At 62.3% G+C, this 24,804-nt stretch carries 25 protein-coding genes; 7 read left to right on the top strand and 18 right to left on the bottom strand.

Going from position 1 to position 24,804, the window contains the following annotated elements; all coding sequences use genetic code 11:
* Positions 1-343 precede the first annotated feature (343 nt).
* Both mmsB and AC07E3_RS08960 read right to left on the bottom strand, forming a co-directional pair.
* The gene (gene mmsB / locus AC07E3_RS08965) at positions 344-1,228 is read right to left on the bottom strand and encodes a 3-hydroxyisobutyrate dehydrogenase (protein ID WP_336065111.1); all 885 of its coding nucleotides are present in this window, start codon (positions 1,226-1,228) and stop codon (positions 344-346) included.
* Positions 1,229-1,271: 43 nt separating this feature from the next.
* A complete protein-coding gene (locus AC07E3_RS08960; protein ID WP_065817592.1) occupies positions 1,272-2,441 on the bottom strand; it encodes an isobutyryl-CoA dehydrogenase in 1,170 nt (389 codons plus the stop codon).
* 126 nt (positions 2,442-2,567) lie between these two features.
* Between AC07E3_RS08960 and AC07E3_RS08955 the strand changes: the two genes are divergently transcribed.
* Positions 2,568-4,037 carry a cobyric acid synthase gene (locus AC07E3_RS08955; RefSeq protein ID WP_478361296.1) on the top strand — a complete coding sequence of 490 codons (1,470 nt, stop codon included), beginning with the start codon at positions 2,568-2,570 and terminating at the stop codon, positions 4,035-4,037.
* A gap of 2 nt (positions 4,038-4,039) precedes the next feature.
* Here AC07E3_RS08955 and AC07E3_RS08950 read toward each other — a convergent pair whose 3' ends face one another.
* From AC07E3_RS08950 to AC07E3_RS08935, 4 genes are all read right to left on the bottom strand, one after another.
* A complete protein-coding gene (locus AC07E3_RS08950) occupies positions 4,040-4,474 on the bottom strand; it encodes a VOC family protein (protein ID WP_478361294.1) in 435 nt (144 codons plus the stop codon).
* 73 nt (positions 4,475-4,547) lie between these two features.
* Positions 4,548-5,399, bottom strand: coding sequence for an AraC family transcriptional regulator (locus AC07E3_RS08945; RefSeq protein ID WP_478361292.1), 852 nt, complete (start codon positions 5,397-5,399; stop codon positions 4,548-4,550).
* A 40-nt stretch (positions 5,400-5,439) separates the two neighbouring features.
* On the bottom strand, positions 5,440-5,610 hold the full coding sequence (locus tag AC07E3_RS08940; protein WP_336065103.1) for a hypothetical protein: 171 nt from the start codon (positions 5,608-5,610) through the stop codon (positions 5,440-5,442).
* Positions 5,611-5,660: 50 nt separating this feature from the next.
* Positions 5,661-6,446, bottom strand: a complete 786-nt coding sequence (locus AC07E3_RS08935) for a TSUP family transporter (protein ID WP_065817590.1) — start codon at positions 6,444-6,446, stop codon at positions 5,661-5,663.
* A 258-nt stretch (positions 6,447-6,704) separates the two neighbouring features.
* Here AC07E3_RS08935 and AC07E3_RS08930 point away from each other — a divergent pair, with 258 nt between their 5' ends.
* Positions 6,705-7,076 carry a TerB family tellurite resistance protein gene (locus AC07E3_RS08930; protein WP_336065100.1) on the top strand — a complete coding sequence of 124 codons (372 nt, stop codon included), beginning with the start codon at positions 6,705-6,707 and terminating at the stop codon, positions 7,074-7,076.
* A 155-nt stretch (positions 7,077-7,231) separates the two neighbouring features.
* Here AC07E3_RS08930 and AC07E3_RS08925 read toward each other — a convergent pair whose 3' ends face one another.
* The 5 genes from AC07E3_RS08925 to AC07E3_RS08905 all read right to left on the bottom strand — a co-directional run bounded on the left by AC07E3_RS08925 (position 7,232) and on the right by AC07E3_RS08905 (position 13,576).
* A complete protein-coding gene (locus tag AC07E3_RS08925) occupies positions 7,232-8,866 on the bottom strand; it encodes an ABC transporter ATP-binding protein (RefSeq protein ID WP_478361289.1) in 1,635 nt (544 codons plus the stop codon).
* On the bottom strand, positions 8,863-9,735 hold the full coding sequence (locus AC07E3_RS08920; protein ID WP_478361287.1) for an ABC transporter permease: 873 nt from the start codon (positions 9,733-9,735) through the stop codon (positions 8,863-8,865). Before AC07E3_RS08920 ends, AC07E3_RS08925 begins: the two co-directional genes overlap by 4 nt.
* Positions 9,732-10,679 carry an ABC transporter permease gene (locus AC07E3_RS08915; protein ID WP_223004184.1) on the bottom strand — a complete coding sequence of 316 codons (948 nt, stop codon included), beginning with the start codon at positions 10,677-10,679 and terminating at the stop codon, positions 9,732-9,734. The genes AC07E3_RS08920 and AC07E3_RS08915 overlap by 4 nt, the downstream gene beginning before the upstream one ends.
* A 49-nt stretch (positions 10,680-10,728) precedes the next feature.
* Positions 10,729-12,210 (bottom strand): ABC transporter substrate-binding protein, encoded by a 1,482-nt coding sequence (locus tag AC07E3_RS08910; protein WP_478361285.1) that lies wholly within the window; start codon positions 12,208-12,210, stop codon positions 10,729-10,731.
* A gap of 82 nt (positions 12,211-12,292) precedes the next feature.
* Positions 12,293-13,576 carry an acetylornithine deacetylase/succinyl-diaminopimelate desuccinylase family protein gene (locus AC07E3_RS08905; RefSeq protein ID WP_090326038.1) on the bottom strand — a complete coding sequence of 428 codons (1,284 nt, stop codon included), beginning with the start codon at positions 13,574-13,576 and terminating at the stop codon, positions 12,293-12,295.
* A 188-nt stretch (positions 13,577-13,764) separates the two neighbouring features.
* Here AC07E3_RS08905 and AC07E3_RS08900 point away from each other — a divergent pair, with 188 nt between their 5' ends.
* On the top strand, positions 13,765-14,196 hold the full coding sequence (locus tag AC07E3_RS08900; protein ID WP_065817761.1) for a L,D-transpeptidase: 432 nt from the start codon (positions 13,765-13,767) through the stop codon (positions 14,194-14,196).
* A 15-nt stretch (positions 14,197-14,211) separates the two neighbouring features.
* On the opposite strand, the gene AC07E3_RS08895 is transcribed toward AC07E3_RS08900, so the two are convergent.
* The 6 genes from AC07E3_RS08895 to AC07E3_RS08870 all read right to left on the bottom strand — a co-directional run bounded on the left by AC07E3_RS08895 (position 14,212) and on the right by AC07E3_RS08870 (position 19,674).
* Complete coding sequence (locus AC07E3_RS08895; RefSeq protein ID WP_478361282.1) at positions 14,212-15,132, bottom strand: lipid A biosynthesis lauroyl acyltransferase; 921 nt, start codon at positions 15,130-15,132, stop codon at positions 14,212-14,214.
* 9 nt (positions 15,133-15,141) lie between these two features.
* On the bottom strand, positions 15,142-16,170 hold the full coding sequence (locus AC07E3_RS08890) for a zinc-binding dehydrogenase (RefSeq protein WP_478361280.1): 1,029 nt from the start codon (positions 16,168-16,170) through the stop codon (positions 15,142-15,144).
* A gap of 39 nt (positions 16,171-16,209) precedes the next feature.
* Entirely contained in the window at positions 16,210-17,430 is a 1,221-nt protein-coding gene (locus tag AC07E3_RS08885) for a beta-ketoacyl-ACP synthase (protein WP_478361332.1), read from the bottom strand.
* Between the two features lie 85 nt (positions 17,431-17,515).
* Positions 17,516-18,703 carry a beta-ketoacyl-ACP synthase gene (locus AC07E3_RS08880; RefSeq protein ID WP_478361278.1) on the bottom strand — a complete coding sequence of 396 codons (1,188 nt, stop codon included), beginning with the start codon at positions 18,701-18,703 and terminating at the stop codon, positions 17,516-17,518.
* A gap of 33 nt (positions 18,704-18,736) precedes the next feature.
* Complete coding sequence (locus tag AC07E3_RS08875; RefSeq protein ID WP_336065084.1) at positions 18,737-19,015, bottom strand: acyl carrier protein; 279 nt, start codon at positions 19,013-19,015, stop codon at positions 18,737-18,739.
* A 107-nt stretch (positions 19,016-19,122) separates the two neighbouring features.
* The gene (locus tag AC07E3_RS08870; RefSeq protein WP_065817580.1) at positions 19,123-19,674 is read right to left on the bottom strand and encodes a histidine phosphatase family protein; all 552 of its coding nucleotides are present in this window, start codon (positions 19,672-19,674) and stop codon (positions 19,123-19,125) included.
* A 130-nt stretch (positions 19,675-19,804) separates the two neighbouring features.
* Between AC07E3_RS08870 and AC07E3_RS08865 the strand changes: the two genes are divergently transcribed.
* The 4 genes from AC07E3_RS08865 (at position 19,805) to AC07E3_RS08850 (ending at position 24,100) form a co-directional block, all read left to right on the top strand.
* A complete protein-coding gene (locus AC07E3_RS08865) occupies positions 19,805-20,746 on the top strand; it encodes an AEC family transporter (protein ID WP_478361275.1) in 942 nt (313 codons plus the stop codon).
* A 69-nt stretch (positions 20,747-20,815) separates the two neighbouring features.
* Positions 20,816-22,273, top strand: a complete 1,458-nt coding sequence (locus AC07E3_RS08860; protein ID WP_478361273.1) for an NAD-dependent succinate-semialdehyde dehydrogenase — start codon at positions 20,816-20,818, stop codon at positions 22,271-22,273.
* Positions 22,274-22,449: 176 nt separating this feature from the next.
* Entirely contained in the window at positions 22,450-22,869 is a 420-nt protein-coding gene (locus AC07E3_RS08855) for a FixH family protein (RefSeq protein ID WP_478361271.1), read from the top strand.
* 1 nt (position 22,870) lies between these two features.
* Positions 22,871-24,100, top strand: a complete 1,230-nt coding sequence (locus AC07E3_RS08850) for a cytochrome-c peroxidase (protein WP_478361269.1) — start codon at positions 22,871-22,873, stop codon at positions 24,098-24,100.
* 189 nt (positions 24,101-24,289) lie between these two features.
* On the opposite strand, the gene AC07E3_RS08845 is transcribed toward AC07E3_RS08850, so the two are convergent.
* Entirely contained in the window at positions 24,290-24,742 is a 453-nt protein-coding gene (locus tag AC07E3_RS08845) for an Lrp/AsnC family transcriptional regulator (protein WP_223004174.1), read from the bottom strand.
* Positions 24,743-24,804 lie beyond the last annotated feature (62 nt).

The following is a 24,804-nucleotide window of genomic DNA, read 5'->3' as shown; positions in this document are numbered from 1 at the left end:
AAAATGCTCTAATGCATGTCGCTTTCAAATGAATTCATTTGAAAGACAACGAACATGCATTATTTCAAAGTGTTACAGCGTCCTTTGCGCGTCTTATAAGACGCGCGGCGCTGTAAAGAAAAACCGCGTTTCTTCGGGCGGGAAGAGACGCGGTTTTACATTACTCGAATACTGCTCTTCGCACTGACGCAACGCTGCGAAGAGTTCCCGTACCGGTACGCGAGACCTGATCCGGCGTCGGGGAGGCTTCAAAACCGCCTCGACGTCATTTCTAGCCGCTCATGGTTACCGGGAAGTTAGCGGGACATATAAAATCACGTTTTTTTGCCGGCGTTCTATTTTTTCAGCTTTGCCTGCCGCGGAGAAAGTTGATGATGCCGGAAAAATCGGTGCCTTCGTGGCCCATGGCGTTGAAGAGCGTGTAGAGCTGCGCTGCTTCGGCGCCGAGCGGCGTGGCGGCACCTGCGCTCTGGGCGGCTTCCTGCGCGAGCTTCAGATCCTTGAGCATGAGGCCGGCCGCAAAGCCGGGCTTGTAGTCGCGGTTGGCAGGCGAGGCAGGGACTGGACCGGGCACGGGACAATAGCTTGTCAGCGACCAGCACTGACCCGAGGATGTAGAGGCGACGTCGAACAGCGCCTGATGGGAAAGCCCGAGCTTTTCAGCCAGAACGAAGGCCTCGCCAACGGCGATCATCGAAATGCCGAGGATCATGTTGTTGCAGATTTTCGCCGCCTGACCGGCGCCACCGTCGCCACAATGGACGACGCGCCCCGCCATCGGCTCCAGAATGGGGCTGGCCTTCGCGAAGGCGTCAGAACTTCCACCGGCCATGAAGGTCAGGGTGCCGGCTTCCGCACCGCCCACCCCGCCCGAAACCGGTGCGTCGATGGAGAGAAGCCCGTGTTCTGCAGCGATGTCATGCGCCTTGCGGGCCGACTCCACGTCGATGGTGGAGGAATCGATGAAGAGCGCGCCCTTGTGGGCCTTTGGCGCGATGTCGGCATAGACGGACAGAACATGCTTTCCGGCCGGCAGCATGGTGATCACGACCTCCGCATCCTTCACCGCCGCTGCCGCGCTCGCCATGACCGTGACGCCATTTTTGGTGGCGGTCTCGAGATTTTCCGTAATCAGGTCGAAGCCAAGAACCGTGTGACCGGCCTTGACGAGATTGGCTGCCATGGGATTGCCCATATTGCCGAGACCGATGAATGCAATGCTTGCCATATGTTTCCTCCGGGGGCGTGGCGGGGCGGCTTCGGCGAACCGGTCAGCCGCGGCCGACCAGGTGCCGTGCAATGATGAGCCGCATGATTTCGTTGGTGCCTTCGAGAATCTGGTGAACGCGCAGGTCCCGCACCAGTTTCTCGACGCCGTATTCATGCAGATAGCCATAACCGCCGTGAAGCTGCAGCGCGTCATTGGCGATGTCGAAGCAGGTGTCGGTGACGAAGCGCTTGGCCATGGCCGACCATTTGGAGGCGTCGGGCGTCTTTGCATCCAGCTTGGAGGCAGCCGTGTAGAGCATCATGCGTGACGCCTGCAGGTTCGTCTCCATGTCGGCCAGTTTGAACTGGAGCGCCTGAAAACGGTTGATCGCCTGGCCGAAGGCCTCGCGCTCGGCCGTATAGGCGAGGGCCCTGTCGAGCGCCGATTGCGCGCCACCCAGCGAACAGGCGGCGATGTTGAGCCTTCCGCCGTCGAGGCCGGCCATGGCGATGCCGAAGCCTGCGCCCTCGCTGGAGAGAAGGTTTTCGGCAGGCACTTTGCAATCCTCGAAGATCACCTGCCGCGTCGGCTGCATGTGCCAGCCCATCTTGAATTCGGCGGGGCCGAAGGAGAGGCCGGGCGCATCTTTCGGGACGACGACCGTGGAAACGCCTCTGGGGCCGTCCTCGCCGGTGCGCACCATGGCGACATAGATGTCGTTTTCGCCTGCACCGGAGATGAACTGCTTGGTGCCGTTCAGCACGTAGTCGCCACCGGATTTGACAGCCTTTGTCTTCAGTGCCGCGGCATCGGATCCGGAGCCGGGCTCTGTCAGGCAATAGCTTGCAAGCCACTCCATCGAGGTGAGTTTCGGCAGAAAGCGCTGGCGCTGCTCTTCATTGCCGAATGTGTCGATCATCCAGCCGGCCATGTTGTGGATGGAGATGAATGAGGAGAAGCCGGGGCAGGCGGCGGCAAGGGCTTCGAAGATCAGCACCGCGTCGAGCCGGCCGAGCGCCGAACCGCCGACATCGTCCCGCACATAGATGCCGCCGAAGCCGAGCGGGCCGGTTTCGCGCACCACATCCGCCGGGAAATGCTTGTCGCGGTCCCAGTCGAGCGCGTGCGGCGCGACGCGGTCGGCGGCAAAGCTCTGGGTCATCTCCTGAATGGCGCGCTGGTCTGCATTGAGCTCGAACTGCTCCGCAGCTTGCGAAACGCTGGCGTCCATAACGTCCTCCCGAAATGGAATTCCTTCCCTGATGGATCAGTTTAGTGCATTGAGGGAACCGCGCAATGCGAGGTGTGGCACAGGCGCTGTGCATCAAACGCGGTGAGGACGAAGACGGGGATGACCATGGCGCGCGCCATCATGCTGCAGGGCACGGGCTCGGATGTGGGAAAATCGGTGCTTGTGGCAGGGCTGTGCCGAATGGCGAAGCGGCGGGGGCTCGGCGTTCGCCCGTTCAAGCCGCAAAACATGTCCAACAATGCTGCCATCGCGGCCATACCGGGATCGTCCGAAATGGGGGAGATCGGGCGGGCGCAGTGGCTGCAGGCGCTGGCCTGCGGGGTCGCGCCGACCGTCGACATGAACCCGGTGCTGATCAAGCCGGAGAGCGACATGGGCGCGCAGCTCGTGGTGCAGGGGCGCGCGCGCGGCTCCGCGCGGGCGCGCGACTATCAGCGCAGCAAGGGCGCGCTGATGGCGCCGGTGATGGAATCCTTCGAACGGCTGCGCAAGGAGGCGGACCTGGTGATCGTCGAGGGGGCGGGATCGCCGGCCGAGATCAATCTGCGCGCGCGCGACATTGCCAATATGGGGTTTGCCACCGAAGGCGACGTGCCGGTGGTGCTGGTGGGCGATATCGACCGGGGCGGCGTGATCGCAGCGCTGGCCGGCACGCATCTGATCCTCGAGGAAGCGGACCGGCGCATGATCGTCGGCTATATCGTGAACAAGTTTCGCGGCGACCTCTCGCTGTTCGACGAAGGGATTACCGCCATTCACGGTTTCACCGGCTGGCCCTCTTTCGGTGTGGTGCCGTGGCTTTCCGAAGCGCACCGCCTTCCGCCGGAGGATTCGGTCACGCTGGCGCGCCGCACGAGTGTGCTGCCGGCAAAGCTCAGGGTCGCCGTTCCGATGCTTTCGCGCATCGCCAATTTCGACGATCTCGACCCGCTTTCGGCCGAACCCGAGGTGGAGGTGGTGTTTGTGCCGCCGGGCGAGCGCCTGCCGCGCGATGCGGGGCTGATCGTGCTGCCGGGTTCGAAATCGACCATCGGCGATCTCGCCTTCCTGCGCCGGCAGGGCTGGGACGAAGACCTCAAAGCGCACCGGGAGCGCGGCGGGTATATCGTCGGCCTGTGCGGCGGCTATCAGATGCTGGGCCGCAGTGTGGAGGATCCGGAAGGGTACGAGGGCGCGGCAGGCCGTGTCGAGGGGCTTGGCCTGCTGGATGTCGAGACGGTTATGCAGCAGCAGAAAGCGCTGCGTGAGGTGGAGGCCGTCTCGGCCAAATATCGCGTGCCGGTCACCGGATACGAAATCCACATCGGCCGGACGGAAGGGAAGGACTGCGCCCGGCCCGTTGCCATGATCGGCGACCGGGCAGAGGGCGCGACATCCGGGGACGGCAGGGTGTCGGGCACCTATCTGCACGGTCTGTTCGGTTCCGATGCTTTTCGGGCGCGGTTTCTCAACGAGTTTGGCATCGAGACGGGCGGGGGCAGCTATCGCGCCCAGGTCGAGAGCGCGCTCGACGACATCGCCCTAAAACTCGAACGGCATCTCGACTGCGATGCCCTGCTGGCCGCGGCGCGCTGACCTTATTCGGCGGCAGGGTTTTCATGCGCCTTTGGCCAGTAGGTGCCAAAGCACCAGACATTGCCTTCGGGATCGGCGCAGATGAAATCGCGGCTGCCATAGTCCGTGTCGCTCAGGTTCTGCAGGATTTTCGCGCCGGCGCCCCGCGCCCGGGCGTAAAGGAGATCTGCATCGTCAATCGCCACATAGGTGGATTTGCCTCCGGTTGCGCCCGGTGTGCCCACCAGATTGCCGTAGGCATCGTCGGTCGCTTCGCCGATCATGATCATGGACGATCCAAGGGCAAGCTCGGCATGGACGATGCGGCCGTCCCGCTCGTGGCTGGCGTGGACGCGGAAACCGAACGCCTCGACAAGCCAGTCCGCCATGCGGGCGGCATCGCGGTAGCGAAAGGTGGGATAGATGCGCGGGGCCTCAAGCGAAATGATCTGGTTCATCACTCTCTCCATTGTTCACGCGGCCACATTGTCACCGGCACGCGGGAGCGTCTTGAAGAAATGTTACCTGTGATCAGCTGACGCGGTGTTTCCAGCGGGACGGAGTCTCACCCGAAAACTCCAGAAAATCGCGGCTCATATGTGCCTGATCGGAAAAACCGCATTCAAGCGCAATATCGGCCATGGCCCGCCCGCTGCTGATGACGAGCTGCCGCACGCGGTGAAATCGCACCATGCGCGCATAGGTCTTGGGCGCGATCCCCACGTTTCGATGGAACATTTCGACGAGGTGCTTGCGGCTGCAATCGAGTTCGGCAGCGAGACCGGCCATGGATGCCGATCCGTGAGAGATCGCGATGCGGCGCAGGGCGATGGCGGTTTGCCGATCCGGCGCGGGGCATTCAAGTAGGCGCCGATAGACAATGCCCTCGACGATGGAGAGGCGGCGGTTCCAGTCGGGCTCTTCCCCCAGGCGCTCGCGCAGGCGCCAGGCAAGCGGCCCCAGAATGTCGTCGAGCACGATCATGCGCGCGGCGAGCTCATGCATCGGCACACCGAAGAAGCGGCGCGCGCCGGTCGGCGTGAAATCGACCTGGATACAGGCGCTGGCGCCGAAGGAGTCGATGACCGCCGGCCCGGCATAGAGGCCTGAAGTGAAGCAGGCGTACCGTTCATTCTGCTCCGGTGCGCGACCAAGCGCGATGGTGAAGAAGGACGAAAAACTGATGATGAGCGGCACGGCCAGCGGCGCAGCCTGTATCTGACGAAAGTGACCGCTCGTGCGCTCGGCATAGCCGGTGAAGCCGAGGACCGCATCGCAAAACGCCGGCTGCGGGGCGCGCTTGAGGAGGAAAAAGCAGTCAGGATTCGGCGGAAGAAGGCCTGCCGCCGTTTCCAGCCCTGTAAGTCCTGAAACATCGTACATGCAGGCACGATAGTGCCGCGCGCCGTTTCTGGAAAGGACTTCAGACGCCTTTCAGTATCGTTGCTCCTGCAAGGAGAAGATAGGCCAGTGTCATGATCCAGAAGGAGGGGATCGGCACGAAGGATAGCAGATTCAGAGCTGCTAGAAGCGCGATGACCGCGATGACGAGGCTGAGAAGGAAAACGAGCTTGGAGGGTGCGTTGAGTGTCATGGGTATCCCCGATCAAGTGTTAGCGGGGAAAAGGTAAAGCCAGTTGCAACTTATAGGCCAATATATCTCAGAAGCGGGTTGTCGCCATCCATCAGGAGCCGCACTGCCAGAGCAAGACAGACCAGAACCAGCAGCGGCTTGATGATGCGTGCCCCCTTCTTCATGGCAAAGGCCGCGCCGATGCGTGCCCCGGCGATCTGAGCCAGCCCCATGACCAGCCCCACTTTCCATGCAATCGCACCGACCGCAGCGAAGGCGGCGAAGCCGCCGACATTGGACGCGAAATTGAGGAACTTGGTGTGAGCCGTAGCCTTGAGCATGCCCTGACCGGCGAGGCCGACGAAAGCGAGCATGAAGAACGATCCCGTTCCAGGACCGAACGCGCCGTCATAAAACCCCAGTAGGGGCGCGATGGTCAGGCCAAACAGGAACGGGGTGATGCGCTGTGCGCGGTCAATGTCGTTCAAATTCGGTTTAAACGCGAAATAGAGCGCGACCGCTATCAGCAGGAAAGGGAGCATGCCGCGCAGCAGATCGGCCGGCAGAACCGTGGCCACAAGCGCACCGGCGATGGACGCCAGGAAAGAGAAAACTGCCGGAAAAATCTGGCTCGAAACGCGGACATGCCCGGCTTTTGCATAAGCGTATGCAGCGGCTCCGCTGCCGAACATGCCCTGCAGCTTGTTGGTGCCGAGCGCCAGCACCGGCGGGAAGCCCGCGAGCAACAGTGCCGGGATGGTGACGAGGCCTCCACCGCCGGCAATGGCGTCCATGAAACCGGCAAAGAAAGCGGCCAGCGTCAACAGCAGGAGAATTTCGAGACTTGCTTCAAACATGTTCAGGAGGTAGCCAGCGGTAAGATGGCTTCTTGCAGCACAACCGGATGCACACCGCAAGGTGGATTTACGACTGTACAGGAAGCTTTACGCTGTGGTGCAATGGATAACAGAACTGCCTTGCCGACGCTGCTTGGCGAACCTGTCTGGAAGTGTTGTATTTGATTACTGCCAGGGCGTCAGCGTGACGGACGAAGAAACCGGGAGCAAGCCATGTTTGCATCGCCAGAGTCCGGTTCAGGAGCGGAGGGGCCTTCGATGTCAGCCGCTTTGAATGCCATGGCCGCCGACGTGCTCCTTCTGCTACGTCTGGCATTGACCGATGATGTGCCGGGAAAGCGGGAGAAGGCTGTTCTCGGCCGTTTCGCTTCCGCAATGCTCAAGCTTTCCGAGGACGACACCGCGGATATTGTCGCCGCGCTCGAAGCGCTGGCAACGGAGGCTGAAGTGATGCAGGCGAGAGCGAGCCTGCGTCAGATGAGCCAGGAGCGACGGCTGATCCTCGCAGAAACACTGTTTGAACTCGCGATGCGTGACGCGGAGCTTGCCTCCCGGACCGAGCGGCTGACGGCGCGGGTGTGTGACGTGCTGGGCCTTGGCGCAGACGAAGTTGCGCATCTGTCGGGCTGAGGTGAAGCCTGCGGGCACGAGAAGAGCCAGCCGGCTGCACTGCGGCTGCAATGCGTGAATTCAGCCGTCTGCCCGTGGTTTACACGCTGCGGAGGCTTTTTCTCGCGGCGATCTACATGACAGAGATGCGCTCGCATATGATGTGAAGCAGGAACTCAGACATGTTTCCCGGCCAGCCGCGCACTTACGGCGCGCTCCAGATCGGGGGCGGCATTGACAAGCGCCTGGGCAGCTTCCGATTCCGGGTGTTTCAGAACGGTGGCAGTGGGGCCGTTCTCGACGATGCGCCCTTCATGCATGACCATGACTTCGTCGGTGATCGCGCGGGCAACCGTTAGATCGTGCGTGATGAAGAGATAGGTCAGATCGAGGCGCTGGTTGAGATCGGCGAAGAGGTCGAGAACCTGTGCACGGATCGAGACGTCGAGGGCTGAGACCGGTTCGTCGGCGACGATGAGCTTCGGGCGGGTGATGATGGCACGGGCGATGGAAATGCGCTGACGCTGGCCGCCGGAAAATTCATGCGGGTATTTGTGCATGTCGCCGGCTTTCAGGCCAACGGATTCGAGCGCTTCGGCCACCCGTTGGCGGCGCTCGCTGGCCGAGGGTTTCTGATCAAGCAGATGCAGGGGTTCTGCCACCAGCCGCTCCACCTGATGGCGCGGGTTGAAGGAGCCATAGGGGTCCTGAAACACCACCTGCATGTTGCGGCGGGCGTGGCGCAGCTCATGCTCGCTCTTGCCGCCGAGCGCCTCGCCATCGAGCCGGATTTCGCCCGATGTCGGCGTGTCGAGCGCCAGGATCATGCGGGCCAGCGTGGATTTCCCGCATCCCGACCGCCCGACCAGCGCCACCGCATGACCGGGCATGAGCGAGAAACTGACATTGTCCACGGCGCGGAAGGGGTCTGGGCGGGAAAACAGCCCCCTGCGACGGCCGGGATAATCACGCGTTACGCTGGAAACGGTGAGGAGCGGCGTCTGACGCCTCTCGCCGTCTACTTCCTGCGGCCGGGCTCTCGCCGGCACATGGGTGGAGGCTTCGGCGAGCTGACGCGTATAGGGATGTTTCTGCTGGCTCAGAACGTTCGCGGTAGGGCCACTTTCCATCACCGCGCCATGGCGCATCACGGTCACGCGGTCGGCCATGTCGGCGACGACGGCGAGATCGTGCGAGATGAGCAGAAGCCCCATGCGGTTTTCTTCCACCAGGTCGCGCAAGAGGTCGAGGATTTGCGCCTGAAGCACCACGTCAAGCGCGGTGGTGGGCTCGTCGGCGATCAGCAGCTTGGGTTTCAACGCGCAGGCGATGGCGATGACGACACGCTGGCGCTGGCCGCCGGAGAGCTCGTGGGGATATCGGGAGAGCGGAAATCTGGCCTCGGGCAGGCCGACGCGTTCAAGGATGGCGCGGGCGCGTGCTTCGGCATCCGGCCGGTTGGCGCCGGTGTGCCAGCGAATGCCTTCGGCCACCTGCTCGCCGATGGTCTTGACCGGGTTAAGCGCGGTCATGGGCTCCTGAAAGACCATGCCGAGATCGTCGCCGCGCAGCCGGCACATGGCCTCCTCGGGGGCTGCCAGAATGTCGATTCCGTCGAACACGACGCGGCCCTTTGCCCGTGCAAGCTCAGGCAGGAGTTGCATGACGGTGAGGGCGGTGATCGATTTGCCGGATCCGGATTCGCCGACAAGGCCAAGAACCTCGCCGGGCTGGATTTCGAGGTCGATGTCCTTCAAAACCGGATAGCCGGCGATGGAGAGCGACAGATTTTCGATCTGGAGAAGGCTCATCGTTCGCGCCTTAGCCGTGGGTCGAGAAGGTCGCGCAGGCCGTCGCCCAGAAGGTTGAGCCCCAGCACCGTGATGACGATGGCAAGGCCCGGAAAAATGGCGAGGTGCGGGGCGATCATCATGCGCGTCTGCGCCTCGAACAGCATGCGCCCCCAGGAGGGCATGGGAGGCTGCGCGCCGAGGCCGAGATAGGAGAGGCCGGCTTCGGCCAGAATGCCCAGCGCAAACTGGATCGTGCCCTGCACCAGAAGCAGCGCCACGATGTTGGGCAGGATGTGCTCGATGGTGATGAGCGTCTTGCTCTTGCCGGCGGCACGGGCAGCGAGGATGAACTCGCGCGGCCAGATGGACAGCGCGCCGGCACGCGCCACGCGGGCAAAGACCGGAACGTTGAAAATGCCGATGGCGATGATGGCGTTGATCGCGCCGGGGCCGAAAATGGCGGTGATCATGATGGCGGACAGAAGGGCGGGGAAGGCAAAAACGAGATCGTTGAAGCGCATCAGGATTTCATCGATCAGGCCGCCGCGTGCCGCCGCCCATGTGCCAAGCGGCACGCCGAGCCCCATGCCGATACCGACGGCGACGATGGCAACCGCAATGGAGTTGCGTGCGCCGATCATGATCATGGAAAGAATGTCGCGGCCGAGGTGATCGGTGCCGAGTGGATGGGCAAGCGACAGGCCTTTCATGCGGTCGGCCACGACAAGATGGGTGATGTCGTAGGGTGTCCACACGAAGGAGAGGAGCGCCATGGCGGCGACAATGGCAGTGATGACAAGCCCGATCACGAAGGAGCGGTTGGCGAGCGCCATCTGGAGAAAATGGCGCTCGGCCGGTGCGGCAGGCGGCGGCGCATCCGGGGTCATCGGCGTGTCCTCAGGCGCGGGTCGACGATGGCGTAGCCGATATCGACCAGAATGTTGACGGCGATGACCGTGGCAACCAGCAGCATAACCACGCCTTCCACGACGATGAGATCGCGCTGGGTTATGGCCTGGAAGATCAGGCGCCCGAGACCGGGCAGATAGAACACGTTCTCGATGATGATGGTGCCGGCAAGCAGAAAGGCGAATTGCAGGCCGAGAATGGTGAGCACGGGGATCAGCGCATTGCGCAGCGCATGATGCCACAGGACAATGCGGCGCGGCATGCCTTTGGCGCGCGCGGTGCGGATATAGTCCTCGCCGAGCACTTCGAGCATGGCCGAACGGGTGACGCGGGCGAGGATGGCCGCCTGCGGCAGCGCCAGAGCAATGGCGGGCAGAAGAAGGGCTTTGAAACCGGCCCACAGCCCTGCATCCCAGCCCGGAAAACCGCCGGCGGGCACGAGGCGAAGCCATACCGCGAAAAGATAGATCAGGATGAGCGCGAACCAGAAATTGGGGATGGCGACACCGATCTGGGCCGCGCCCATGCTGATCGTGTCGGCAGGCTTTCCGCGCCTTGAGGCGGCGAAAATCCCGACAGGCAGGGCGATTGCCGTGGACAGGAAGAGCGAGATGAGCGCGAGCGGCAGCGAGACCATGACGCGCTCGCCGATCAATTCGAGCACCGGCGATGAATAGGTATAGGAATTGCCGAAATCGCCGGTCGCCATGCCCGAGACCCAGCCGAGATAGCGCATGAGCACCGGCTGATTGAGGCCCATTTCCTCGCGCAGGGCAGCCAGTGCCTCGGGTTCGGCGTTCATGCCGAGCATCACGAGGGCCGGGTCGCCCGGGACAATCTCAAGAACGAGAAACACGACAGCGGATGCCACGATGAGCGTGACGAGGCCGATGGCGATGCGTTTTAAGAGATAGGCGAGCATGGGCGACCCCGGAACCGGGCCGCGTGCGCGGCCCGGTTCCTTTCAACGTTCAGTCAGTCCACCTGACGTCCGTAAGGTCATTGGCCTGAATGGGCGAGTTTTCCCACATGCCCTCGAGCTTGCCATCCCAGACGCCGATCTTGGGAAGCTGGAACATGAAGCCGTTGACCGCATCCTGGGCGATGATCTTCTGGGCGGTCTGGTAAAGCTCGATGCGCTTTTCCGGGTCAGCGGTCGCCTCAAGCGCGTTCATGACTTCCTTGAAGGCGGGGTTCTTATAGTTGAAGTAATAATCGTCGCGGGCATAGATGTTGATGTCGTTCGGCTCCGTGTGGGAGACGATGGTGAGATCGTAATCCTTGTTCTTGAACACCTGTTCGAGCCATTGCGCCCATTCGACCGGAATGATCTCCAGTTCGATGCCGATCTGGCGCAGCTGCGAGGCGACGACCTGTCCGCCATCGCGTGCATAGGCCGGCGGCGGGAGCTTGAGCGTGGCCTTGAAACCATCGGGATAGCCGGCTTCGGCAAGGAGGGCTTTCGCCTTTGCTGTGTCGTATGGATAGGTGCCGGTCAGATCCACATAGGCCTCGTTGGCAGGCGAGAAATGCGAGCCGATGGGCGTGCCATAGCCCGAACCGTTGCCGGCGATGATCTCCTCGCGGTTCAGCGCATGGGCGATGGCCTGACGCACCTTGATGTTGCTGAAGGGTTCCCTGCCATTGTTGGTGGAGAGGATCGTTTCGCCCTCGGTCGCACCGATGGCGACCACGAAGCGCGGGTCGCTCTCGATCTGGATGAGGGCGTCGCCGGCGGGCATCTGCGGGAAAGCCTGCACATCGCCCGATAAGAGGGCTGGAATTGCGGCAGCCGCATCGGGCACGACGCGGAATTCGGCCTTTTCAAGCGCAACGGGCTCGCCCCAGTAGTCTGGGTTCTTCACCAGCGTGACGGACGACCCCTTGGCCCATTTGTCGAATTTGAAGGGGCCGGTGCCGATGGGATTTTCCTTGTTGGTTTCGGCTGATTCGGGCGCAACGATGACCGCATCGCCCCAGCCGAGATTGTAAAGGAAAGAGCCCTGCGGGGCCGAAAGCGTGATCTTGACCGTGGCCGGGTCGACTGCCTCGACCGTGTCGATGGCAGCGAAAAGCTGCTTCTGCGCATTGGTCGAATCTTCCGCACGGGCGCGGTCGAGCGTGAACTTCACGTCCTCGGCGTCGAACGTGGTGCCGTCGTGGAAGGTGACGCCGGAACGCAGCTTGAATGTGTAAGTCCTGCCGTCGTCGGAGACCTCCCAGCTTTCGGCAAGGGCGGGCAGGACCTCGCCATTGCGGCCGATGCGGGTCAGGCCCTGGAAGAGATTGGCATAGAGGATCTCGTCGATTGCCGCGGCAGCGCTGGCGGTGGGATCGAGATGAGGCGGCTCCAGAACGACGCCGATCACGAGATCGGTGCGGGCCGCCAGGGCCGCCGTTCCTGCAGCCAATAACAGTGTCGCGCCGCCGATAATGGACTTGATCGTCTTCATGTCTCTCTCCCGCAGGGCCGTGTGATTTTTCAGGATTGAAGCGTGATTCAGCGCGGCTGTAAATCACGCATTGAAACGAGGTTTATCGAGGTGGCGCTGCGCCGCGCAACAGAACGTCGAGGCTCATGGCCATGACGGTCGCCGACTGCACCATGTCCTCGATCCCGACCCACTCGTCGGGCTGGTGGGCGAGGTCGAGAATGCCGGGGCCGTAGGCGACGCAGTCGTGCAGGTGCCCGATGCGCGAAATATGCTTCTGGTCATAGGTGCCGGGCGAAATGACATATTCCGGCTCCTTGCCGAATACCTCGCGGATGCCGGCGGCGATGGCGCTCGGCACGGGCGCGTCCTCCTCGGTCATCAGCGGCAGCACTTCCATCAGGTCGCGCATGGAATAGTCGAATTTCGGACGCTCGCGCTTCAGACGTTCAAGGATGGAAACCACTTCGCCCTTCACCTGCGAAATGTCTTCCTCGATCAGAAACCGGCGGTCGATCACCATGCGGCAGGAATCGGCCACATTGGGCGAGGGCAGTCCGGGGAAGAAATCCTCCGTCTGTCCACCGTGCACCGAGTTGATGTTCATGGTGGAGCGGCGCGCGCCTTCGGGCACGACCGGCATGCGGGTTTCCTTGGCGTCGAGTGCCGGAAAGAGCTCCTCCTCGAAGGCGTGGAGGAGGGCGCCCATGTGGCGGATGGCCGAATCGCCGAGAAACGGCATCGCACCATGAGCGATCGCGCCGCGCGTCTCGATCTCTGCCCACCACACACCGCGATGACCGAGGCAGATGCGGTCCTTGTTCAGCGGTTCGGGAATGATGACGTGGTCGACGCGGGGCTTTGAGAAGAAGCCTTTGCCGGCCAGATAGGCAACGCCGCCATAACCGCCCGATTCCTCGTCGGCCGTGCCGGAAATCTCGATGGCGCCGGGAAAGTCCGGATAGATTTCGAGAAACGCTTCGGCGGCGATGATGGAGGCGGCAAGCCCGCCCTTCATGTCGCAGGCTCCGCGCCCGAAAACCTTGCCATCCTTCACGACGGCGGCATAGGGATCGACCGTCCAGCCTTCGCCCGCTTCCACCACGTCGATATGGGAGTTGAAATGCACGGTGGCGCCGGGGCTGCGGCCTTCGCGCCGCGCAATGACATTGGTGCGGGGGTAACGGTCAGAATCGCCCGGTGCGCCCGTCCCGCGGACGAATTGGGTTGCAAACCCTTTCGCCTTCAGTCGGCGCGCGATGTATTCGCAGCAGGGCGTATAGGCGTCGCCCGGCGGGTTCACCGTGGGAAATCGGATCAGATCGGAAGTGAGTGCGACGAGGTCGTCCGTCCGGCGGCGCACTGCCAGGGCAAGCTGTTCGTTCATGTGTGCAATAGAGCGATATGCAGCCTTGTTGGCAAGATCGCGTGCACGCGATTGTGAAGAGTGGAAACTTGCCCGAAAAACAGAGGTATAGTTCTTTTTACCAAGAACGTTTGGGGTTTCGTTATGAATTGCAGCTAAGCATTCCAAGTCTACGTGCAGAAACTTCACACATGCAGCGGGGGGCGCTCATGAAACGAATTTTCTTTGCTGTAGCCATTGCAGGCCTGATTCTTTCCGGCGGCGTGGCTCAAAGTGTAGCCGCGAGCCTCGTGGCTAAAGTCAGTGTTTCCAAGCAGACGATGACGGTGATGCATCGCGGGCGCGTGCTGCACCGCTGGCGTGTTTCAACTGCGCGTCGCGGCTACGTCACACCACGTGGCCAGTGGCGGCCGAAGCGCATGCACAGAATGTGGCATTCACGCAAATACAACATGTCGCCCATGCCGTATTCGATCTTTTACTATGGTGGATATGCCATTCACGGGACCAATGCCGTTTCGAAGCTCGGCCGGCCCGCCTCACATGGCTGCGTGCGCCTGCACACATCCAACGCGAAGCGGCTCTATGCGCTGGTCAAGAAGATCGGCCCCGGCAACACGCGGATCGTCGTTACGGATTGACCGTTCGGGCGCTGGCTACATCTGCCAGCGCTTGTGGAACCACATCCACTGGCCGGGATCCTCGCGCACCCAGCGTTCGACCACATCGTTGAGCAACTGGGCGCTGGCATCGATGTCGATTGTGCCGTCGCTCTGCCGCGGCAGGGTGATCCTGTCTTCGACGATCAGGCGGTAGCGCCCGCCGGGTAGCCGCTTGCAGCGGGCCGGGTAGACATCGCAGTCATACTGCCGCGCGAGCTTGGGAAGCAGCGGATTGGTGCGGCATTCGCGGCCGAAGAAGTGTGTCTTCACGCCCTTGCGAAACTTCTGGTCGACCAGAACGCCGATATTGCCGCCATCGTCGAGAACGCGGGCAAGCTGGAGGGCAGCACCTGCCTGGGAAGGGACGAGCCCGCCCATGGCGCTGCGCCGGGTCTCCAGAATGTAGTCGGCCACATAGGGATTGTTGGGCGGGCGAAAGAGCGACGTGGTGGCGAGATCGAAGCGGGCGGCGGCGATGGGCAGGAACTCGAAATTGCCGAGATGCCCGGTGAAGAAAATGTGCGGGACGCCTTTTTCCTCACGCAGTCGCTTGAATATCTCCACGCCCTCGACCTCGACGCGACCGGGGGTCTCGGCTTCGGGATCGAAATCGAACAGCTTGTCGAGAAACACATACTCGACGGCAAGCCGGGCCATGTTGCCCCACATGTCGAGGGCTATGGTCTCGATCTCAGCTTCGCTCTTTTCGGGATAGGCCTGCCGCAGATTGTCGACGGCGAGGCGATGGCGACCCACTTTCGGGCCGACAGTGCGCGCGACTTTCTCGGCCAGATCAAGCGCTTTTTCCGGTGGCAGGCGGCGCAGGAGCGCCAGAACGCCGATCACCAGCCGCGCGGTGAGCCAGTATTCGAGCGTCTTGAGGCGTTTGCCGAGAAGGAACAGAGAGCGCTTCATGGGCGCGGGTCAGTCAACGCGCAGGATGATCTTGCCGAACACGTCGCGGCCTTCCATGCGGGCAAGCGCCTTGTCGATGTCGGCAAAACCCACCTCGGTATCGATCACCGGGGAAGCCAGCCCGCGCGCCATTTTCTGCATGGCGTCGGCCATGTTTTCCATGCGGCAGCCGAAGGATCCGAAAATCTTGAGCTGCTGCTGGAAGAGCTGCATCAGGTTCATGTTGGTCGAGACACCGGAGGTGGAGCCGCAGGTGACGAGGCGACCGCCGCGCTTCATGGAGAGGAGCGAGCCTGCCCACGTATCGGCACCCACATGCTCGAACACGACATCGACACCGCGCTTCTTCGTGATCTTGCGCACAACGCCCTCGAAACGGTCCTCGCGGTAGTTGATGACATGATCCGCGCCGAGCGCCTTTGCCTTCTCCATCTTGTCTTCTGAGCCCACCGTGGTGATGACGGTGCAGCCCATGCTCTTGGCAAGCTGGATGGCGGCGGTGCCAATGCCGGAGCCGCCGGCCTGAACGAGAATGGTTTCGCCCGGCTCGAGCTTCGCATTGTCGAACAGCATGTGCTCGACGGTGCCGAAGGTGACGGGCGCAACCGCTGCACCGATCTCGTCGACGCCGGGCGGGGCGGGGACGAGGAGGCGGGCCGGCAGGTTGATCTTTTCCTGCGCAAAGCCGTCGAGGTGGAAACCGTGCACGCCGGAGACATGTTCGCACAGATTGTCACGGCCTTCGCGGCAGGGGCGGCACAGGCCGCAGGTGCGCGCGCCATAGATGGAAACGAGCTGGCCGGGGAGCAGATTGCTGACGCCCGGACCGACCGTTTCCACCACGCCGGAGGCTTCGGCGCCGACCACGAGTGGCATTTTGCGCTTGGCAAACGCCATGCCGCGCCAGCCCCACACATCGATGTGGTTGAGGGCGACGGCGCGGATCTTCAACGTCACCTCGCCCTGTCCGGGAGCGGGAGGCGGCGCAAGATCGACGGTTTCAAGCTTGCGGTCGGCGACGAGTTGAAGTGCGCGCATAATGAATTCCGATGGTTTCGGGCAATGGGAACCGGTCGATTAGACCGGTTCGCGGGCCATGACAAGGCAGGTGTTCTGTCCGCCGAAGCCGAAGGAGTTGGACAATACGGTCGAAACCTGCGCCTCACGCTTCACATTCGGCACCACGTCGAGCTCGATTGCCGGGTCCGGCGTATCGTAGTTGATGGTGGGCGGGATGACGCCCTCGCGCATGGTCATCAGCGAGAAAACGGCCTCGATGGCACCGGCTGCCGAAAGCGTGTGGCCGATCATCGACTTGTTGGAGGAGATGGGCGTTGTCTTCATGCGCTCGCCGAAAACGGTCGAGAGCGACAGATGCTCCATCTTGTCGTTTTCCGGTGTCGAGGTGCCGTGCGCGTTGACATATTCGATCTCGTCTTCGGCCATGCCGGCATCCGCAAGGGCCGCGCGCACCGCGCCGATGGCTGGCGAACCGTCGGGCTTGGAACGGGTGCGGTGGAAATCATCGGCCTTTTCGCCGCAGCCGCGCATGATGCCAAGAATTTCGGCACCGCGCGCAAGCGCGCTTTCAAGCGATTCCAGGACGAGCGCACCGGCTCCTTCGGCAAGGACAAAGCCGCTGCGGTCCTTTGAGAAGGGGCGCGAGGCCTTTTCCGGCGCATCGTTCTGGGTGGTCAGCGCAGAAAGAAGCGAAAAGCGGATCAGCGCTTCGGCGGTCGCCGACCCGTCCGCGCCTATGGCAAGCGCACGGTCGCATTCGCCACGACGGATCGCTTCGGTGCCGAGCTGGATCGCGGTTGCGCCCGATGCGCACGCGGTCGACATGGTGATCGGCAGGCCGCTTGTGCCATAGCGCTCGGCGAGACGGTCGGCGATGGTGCCGAACTGGCTTTCCTCGAAGAGCTCCATGGCGCGCGCTTCGCGGGCGGCCTCGATAAGCGAAGGATTGCCGTTGTGACTGCGGGCTTTGGCATAAAGCGCGAGGCGATGATGCCAGTCGAGCTCGACGGGAGGCGCTGCCAGAAAGAGTGGGCCGCCGAAATCGGATGCGGGCAGGCCGGATTGTTCGATGGCTTCCGCCGCCACGAGATCGGCAAGATGATGGGTGTGGACGCTGGCACCCCTGGTGCTCGACGGCAGGAAATCGACCATGCCGGAAATGGTGGTCGCCATGTGGTCCGTTGGGAAGCGCGTGATGGGGTGAATGCCGGAGCGCCCGCTGATCAGCGCGTCCCAGTTTTCCTGTCGGCCCTGGCCGAGAGAGGTGACGACGCCCATTCCGGTGACGGCGATAACGGGTCTTCCAAAGCTGTCGGTCGTTTTCACGGGATCGCTTTCTCTAAAATCCTCCGGGCCGGAAGGATCAGGCCTTTTTGACCAGGCCCATTCCCTCGTAGCAATGATAGCCGATGGCCGTGGCCAGAACGGCATCCAGCTCGCCATTGAAGGCGGGTTCACGGCTCTCGTCGAACGCCGGGTAGGGGCTGCCATGATGCACGGCAAGGGCGGCCAGCGCTACGGCGAAGGGGAACTGAGCCTCTTTCAGATGGCCGGTGAGCGACGAGAAACCGCGCAGGGCGAGGTTGTCGTGGCGGGTGAGCGCTTCCAGTTCGGCTGCCGTCGCCGCATGGGCGCCGGACGCACCGGACAGCGTGAGAAGCGGTGTTTTGGGGAGGGCAAGCCCGTCGAGCATCTGGGCGATGCCGTCTGCCAGCGGCTCGCTCTGACGGCGGCTGCGACGGGAAACAACCGGGCCGATCGATGCATAGGCATCGCGGCCGCGCTTTTCGGCGTGTTCGCGCGATTCCAGAACAAGGAAGGCGCCGCCGGAACCGGTAATCACACCGCCGCCTTCCGCATCGGCACGCTGCCAGACAGGCTTCCAGTCTTCCCGATGCAGGAAGCCGGCAAGCTCATAGGCCAGAAGCATGTCGGAATGCTCGGTCTGGAACGACGCACCGACAAGAACGTGAGACGACTGGCCGGCGCGGATGCGCGCTGCTGCCGTTTCAATGGCCGAAACGCCTGCCCCTTCCTCGCCCATGAAGGTGCGCGACGATCCCGTTACCTTGTGGACGATGGAGATATTGCCGGCGAGCAGGTTTGAAAGCTGCGCCAGGAAAAGTGTGGGGCGCAGCTCGGTCGTCAGCTTCTCGTTGAGCAGGATGTCATGGTCGTCACGCTCGAGCGATGCGGCGAGGATGGCCTCGTCCACAGTCTCGTCACGCTCGCCACCACCGGCGGCCACCACCATGTCCATCGTCGCGCAGAGCGCTTCATCGTCCTTCAAGCCCGCATCGTCGAGCGCCAGGCCTGCGGCATAGGTGCCAAGGCGCTGCCACGTCTCCATCTGGCGCTGGTCCCCGCGGCGGGGGATCTGCTGGCCCCAGTCGATCTCGGGGAGGGGATGGATGCTGTATGGCGCAAACCGCTCCCTGTCGAGGACGGGAGACGGCGTTTTCGCCGTCAGCGCCTGCCAGTGGGCGTCTACACCCTCGCCAAGCGAGGAAACGATCCCCATACCGGTGATAACTACGTCGCGCGGGCTCATGCCGTTCCTTTAACGATGCACTGTCAGGAAAACTCAGCCGGCCTTTGCAGCCACCAGATCGTCGATCTTGGAGCAGAGGTTCTTCATGACGAAATACTCTTCCGTCGAAACCTTGCCGTCATTGACTTCCTGGGTCCACTTTTCCAGCGGAACCTTGATGCCGAATTCCTTATCGATGGCAAAGACAATGTCGAGGAAGTCGAGGCTGTCGATGCCCAGATCGTCGATGGTGTGGCTTTCGGGGGTGATTTTCTCGCGGTCGATCTCGCTGGTTTCAGCGATGATGTCGGCAACCTTGTCGAATGTCGTCACGTGTGGCCCTCGGTCTGGGGAGATTCTCTTACAATAGGATGATCGTGGGGTCTCTAATCGGTTTTTGCCGGCAGGAAAAGGGGCTATAGGCTCCGCTGATGGCACGATCAGTTGAATTTGATGCGCCCGGCGGCGTGCAGATTGTCGCCTCCGCGTGACAAAATGATGGCTTCGCCTTCGCGTGCCGGAGCACCGATCAGGGCCTCTATGATCTCAAGGTGGGTGATCAGAAACAGGTTTCCCGATCCGGTATAGTCGTTGATTCGTTCGAGGATTTCGGCCTTCTGTTGTTCCATCGCGCTTTCGTCTGGCGGGAGGTCGAGCGCGGGAAAGAGCTCGACCATGTCGGAGCCAAAGGCCTGGGTGGCCGTGTCGCGGGTCCGGCAGTAGCGGCTCGCAAGCACCTTTTCGACCGGCGCGGCGCGGGCATCGACGAGGGCGCCGATACGGCGGGCCTGCAGGCGCCCGCGCTCGGAGAGGTTGCGCTGGGTGCCGCAGTTCTCAATATCGAAATTGGCCGGGTCACCGCTTCCCGGAGCAATGGCATGGCGCATCAGCACGACCTGCCCGCCATTGCGCAAAAGCGCCCATCCCGCCTCGGTTGCCTGCGCCGGAAAGACGCTGAAAAGAAGAATGATGGCAACGAGCTGGCGAAACATATGGCAATCCTCAAACTATTCTTCCTAGCATATAGGCACAGGGACAGGACTTGAAAGCCGCCTTGCCGCCCTGAGTGGATTTGTCTGACTGATGGTTTCCCTTGGCAACCATTGCGGCTAAACAGGCTGCATGTCTCCACTTGTTGAAACCGTCTCCTTCGTCTTTGGTCTTGTCGCATTCGGCTATGTCGCCGGATGGAGCGGTCTTTTAAAGCCGCAAACCGGCGATGCGCTGAGCGAATTTGCGGTGACCGTCGCGGTGCCACTCCTGCTTTTCCGCACCATGGCGGGCGCCGCATTCGACGGAAACCTGCCCTGGGCCCTCTGGACAACCTATTTCAGCGCCGTCGCCGTCGCCTGGGTTGCGGGGCACTTTACCATTGTGCATTTTTTCGGGCGCGACGCGCGCGCCGGCGTGGTGGCCGGTCTGTCGACAAGTTTTTCGAATCTCGTCCTGCTGGGAATCCCGTTCATGCTTGGCGTGTTCGGGCAGCAGGGGTTCGAGGTCCTCTCGCTGATCGTTTCGGTTCATCTGCCGATCATGATGGGCATGTCGATTCTGCTTTTCGCGCTCGTCGGTCGCAGGGGCGGCAGTGCGCTTTCAATCATCCGCGAGTTTCTGACAAGGCTTTTCTCCAGTCCGCTGATCATCGGCATCATTGCCGGGTTGCTCTGGCGTTTTTCCGGGCTCGAGATGCCTGCGCTTGGAACCCGCTTTGTGGATGCGCTGGCCAATGTCGCGGGTCCGGTGGCGCTCTTTGCGATGGGGCTCGGACTGCGGCGGTTCGGAATTTCGGGCGATGTGCGTCCCGCAATCGTGATCGCTGCGCTGAAACTTTTCCTGATGCCTGCCGTTGCCCTTGGTGTCGCGCTCCTGATCGGTCTTCCGGTCTTCAGCGCGCAGATCGCCGTCGTTGCGGCGGGGCTGCCCTCCGGAGTCAATCCCTACCTGATCGCTTCACGCTTCGGCACGGGACAGGCACTCGCCTCCAACGCGATGACCATCGCCACGGCGCTCGCCGTGCTTTCGACTGCGTTCTGGCTTTCCGTGCTCCACTGGACCTATCAATAGGGCCAGTCAGCCCCTAGCCGGGGCGCAACGGGACAGTACGGTGCCGCGCAAACAGAGGAGAAGACCCAGATGCTTCAGAAGACCAGTCATTTCATGCGCCAGGCCAATTTCATAGATGGAGCCTGGGTCGAGGCGGATTCGGGGCAGACCATCGATGTCGTCAATCCGGCCAACGGCCAGAAGATCGGCACCGTGCCGCGCTCCGGCACGGCTGAAACCCGCCGCGCGATCGAAGCGGCCGAAACCGCGTTCCACTCCTGGAAGAAGACATCTGCCGACCACCGCGCAAAACTTCTGCGCAGGCTCCACGATGCGATCATGGACAATCAGGATGCGCTCGCCGAGCTGCTGGTGATGGAGCAGGGCAAGTCCTTTGCGGAGGCGAAGGGCGAAGTGGGCATGTCGGCCGCCTACATTCTCTGGTATGCGGAAGAAGGCCGTCGGGTCTATGGCGACGTGGTGCCGTCGCCCTGGGCGGACCGCCGCATTCTGGTGACCAAGGAACCGGTCGGCGTCATCGGCGCGATCACGCCGTGGAATTTTCCCTCCTCAATGCTGGCACGCAAGCTTGGCCCGGCGCTTGCCTCAGGCTGCACCGCGATTGCCAAACCGGCGTCGCAGACGCCCTATTCCGGGCTCGCCTGGGGTGTTCTGTGCGAAGAGGCCGGATTTCCGAAAGGCGTGGTGAACATCCTGACCGGCTCGGCCTCCGAGATCGGCGACGAGCTCTGCGAAAACCCGCTGGTGCGCAAGATCACCTTCACCGGCTCGACCGAAATCGGCAAGCTTCTCATCCAGAAGACCGCGGGCACGGTGAAGAAGGTTTCGATGGAACTGGGCGGCAATGCGCCGTTCATCGTCTTTGACGACGCGGACCTGGACCGGGCGGTCGAGGGTGCCATGGCCGCAAAATACCGCAATTCCGGTCAGACCTGTGTCTGCACCAACCGCTTTTTCGTGCAGGCCGGCATCTATGACAGGTTTGTGGAGAAGCTTTCGGCGGCGGCCGAAAAGCTGAAGGTGGGATCCGGCCTCGAGGACGGGACCCAGCAGGGACCGCTGATCGACGAGAAGGCGGTCGAGAAGGTGGAGGAACTGATCGCCGACGCTACGGAGAAGGGCGGCAGGGTGACAGCTGGCGGCGCGCGCCACGCGCTGGGCGGCTCGTTCTTCCAGCCGACCGTGATCTCCAACGCCACGCCCGACATGCGCTTCATGCAGGAAGAAATTTTCGGCCCCGTGGCGCCGGTGTTCCGCTTCGAGACGGAGGAAGAAGCGGTGAAGCTTGCCAATAACACCGTCTTCGGTCTCGCCTGTTATTTCTACACCGGCGATCTGGGCCGCGCCTTCCGTGTGATGGAAGGGCTGAAATACGGTCTCGTCGGGGTCAATGAAGGGATCATCACCACGGTGGAAGCGCCGTTCGGCGGTCTCAAGGAATCGGGCCTTGGCAAGGAGGGCGGTCACCAGGGCATCGAAGACTATCTCGATACCAAATATGTCTGCATTGGCGGGCTGGGGCTCTAATCGCTCAGACCAGGGTAAATGAGAAAACCGGCGTCGACGCGCCGGTTTTTCTTTACCTCTTCTGTGCTGCGACAGAGTAGCTATGGAACCGGAAGGTGGCAGCGGGTTAAGTAGTGCATCTGCCGAGTCGGAGGGACCACATGCCGCCACAGCGTGTTAACGGAACAAGGCGCTTCATGCTTGCGAGTATGGGCCTGCTCGCGGCGGCCATCGCGATTTATGCGGCTTACCGTCTCTTCACCCCGCCCGCACCCGAGATCGACATCGCCTATAACACGGTGAGCAGGGACGGGCTCTACCAGGTCATGTTCGAGACCGACGCCCAGCCCATACCGGTGAACGAAACCCATGAATGGGTGGTGACGGTCACCACGCCCGATGGCGCGCCGGTGACGGATGCTTCGATAGCCGTCGATGGCGGCATGCGGGACCACGGGCACGGCCTGCCGACCGAGCCGCAGGCAGCTGAAAACCTGGGAGAGGGGCGTTACCGGGTGGAGGGAATGCGCTTCAATATGGGCGGGCACTGGGAAATCCGCATCGGGATATCGGCCGATCCGGGGCTCGATGAGGCGGTCTTCAATCTGGATCTGTGACATGAAGACGGCGCGCCGCCATGCTGCAATCGGCGCGCTGTGCGGTCTTCTTGCGTTGTCCGCCTGTGATTCCGGTGCACTGAGCGAAGACGAGAGGGCGAAGATCGCGTCTCTTTCCATCGATGCGCTGGGGCCTCTCCCGCCTTCACCAGGAAATCGGTATGCGGATGATCCGCGGGCGGCGGATTTCGGCAGACGGCTCTTTTTCGATGAGGGGCTTAGCGGCACCGGAACCGTCTCCTGTGCCACATGCCACAACCCCGACCGGCAGTTTCAGGACGGACTTCCGCGTGGTGTCGGGGTTGCAGAAACAGACCGGCGCACAATGCCGCTTGCAGGTGCCGCGTGGAATATCTGGCAATTCTGGGACGGGCGGCGCGACAGCCTCTGGGCGCAGGCGCTAACACCTCTGGAGGACCAGCGCGAGCATGCCGGCAACCGCACTGCATATGCGCGCTACATCGCCGGGGTCTATGCCGGGACCTATGAGGAGATTTTCGGCTCCCTGCCGGACCTTTCGCAAGCTCCTGAAAGCGCCAGCCCGCTTGGAACAGAGACCGAGCGCGCAGACTGGTCTGCAATGGCGCCGGAGCAACGAGAAGCGGTCAACCGGGTGTTTGCCAATATCGGCAAGGCGATTGCTGCCTTTGAACGCACGCTGGCACCGCCCGAAGCCCGCTTCGACCGATTTGCGCGGGCGATGGCGGCAGGGCAGCAGCCGGCCGGGAATGCAGCCTTTTCCGATCTGGAACTCGAGGGGCTCCGGCTCTTCATCGGAAAGGCCAATTGCCTTGAATGCCATAACGGGCCGCGTTTAACGGACGACCATTTCCACAATACGGGCGTGCCGCCTGCTGAGGGGCTGCCGGAGGATCTGGGGCGTGCCACGGGCATCGCCGCCGTACAGTCCGATCCTTTCAACTGCCTGGGGCGCCATAGCGATGCAACGCCCGAGGCCTGTGAAGCCCTGCGTTTCATGAAGCGCGAGGCGACCGCGATGGAGCGGGCCTACAAGACGCCTTCGCTGCGCGGCGTGGCGGGACGCCCGCCCTACATGCATGTCGGCCAGATTGCTTCGCTCGAAGCGGTGATCGACCATTACAGCAGCGCGCCCGACGCGGTTTCAGGCCAGAGCGAGATCCGTGGCGTGGTGTTCACGGATCGCGGGCGGCAGGCGCTCATTGCGTTCCTCAAAACACTGGACGCGGAGGACGTCAGAGCATCGGACTGAAAAGTGGAAACCGGTTTTCGGGCTATTCCGATGCTCCATCAATCGTTTAGATCGTCCTTTGTGCGTCCTGATGGACGCACGGCGATCTATAGCATCGGACTGAAAAGTGGAATCCGGTTTTCGGGTTATTCCGATGCTCCATCACTAGACTAGATCGTCCTTTGTGAGTCCGGATTGACGCACGGCGATCTAGCGGTCCTTGACTGTTTCCATCGTCACGAATGTCGAGGTGCGGGCAACATGGGGCAGGGCGGAGATGCGTTCGCCGAGCACTTTTCGATAGCTTGAAATGTCGCGGGTCCGCACCTTGAGCAGATAGTCGAAGCCGGCGGCGGTCATGTGACACTGTTCGATCTCGGGCACGGCAAGCACCGCCTTGTTGAAGGCGGCAAGTGCGGATGAACGCGTGTCTTCAAGCTCCACCTGAACGAAGGCGATGTGACCTTCGCCGATGCGCGCGCGATCGATGATGGCGGAATAGCCGCGAATATAGCCTTCCTTCTCCAGACGCCGCAGCCGTGCCTGAACCGGCGTCTTGGAGAGACCCACCCGGCGTGCGAGCTCGGCGATGGAAAGCCGGCCATCCTTGGTCAGGGCGTCCAGGATATTGCGGTCGATGCGGTCCACGCGTTCTGTCGCCATGTGGGATGAACCTTTCTGAGGCTGATTTTTCCCGAGAAGATAGTCCATATGAACTGGAATGT

The organism is Nitratireductor lacus (assembly GCF_056431025.1).
This window is presented reverse-complemented; position numbering and strand designations above follow the sequence as displayed.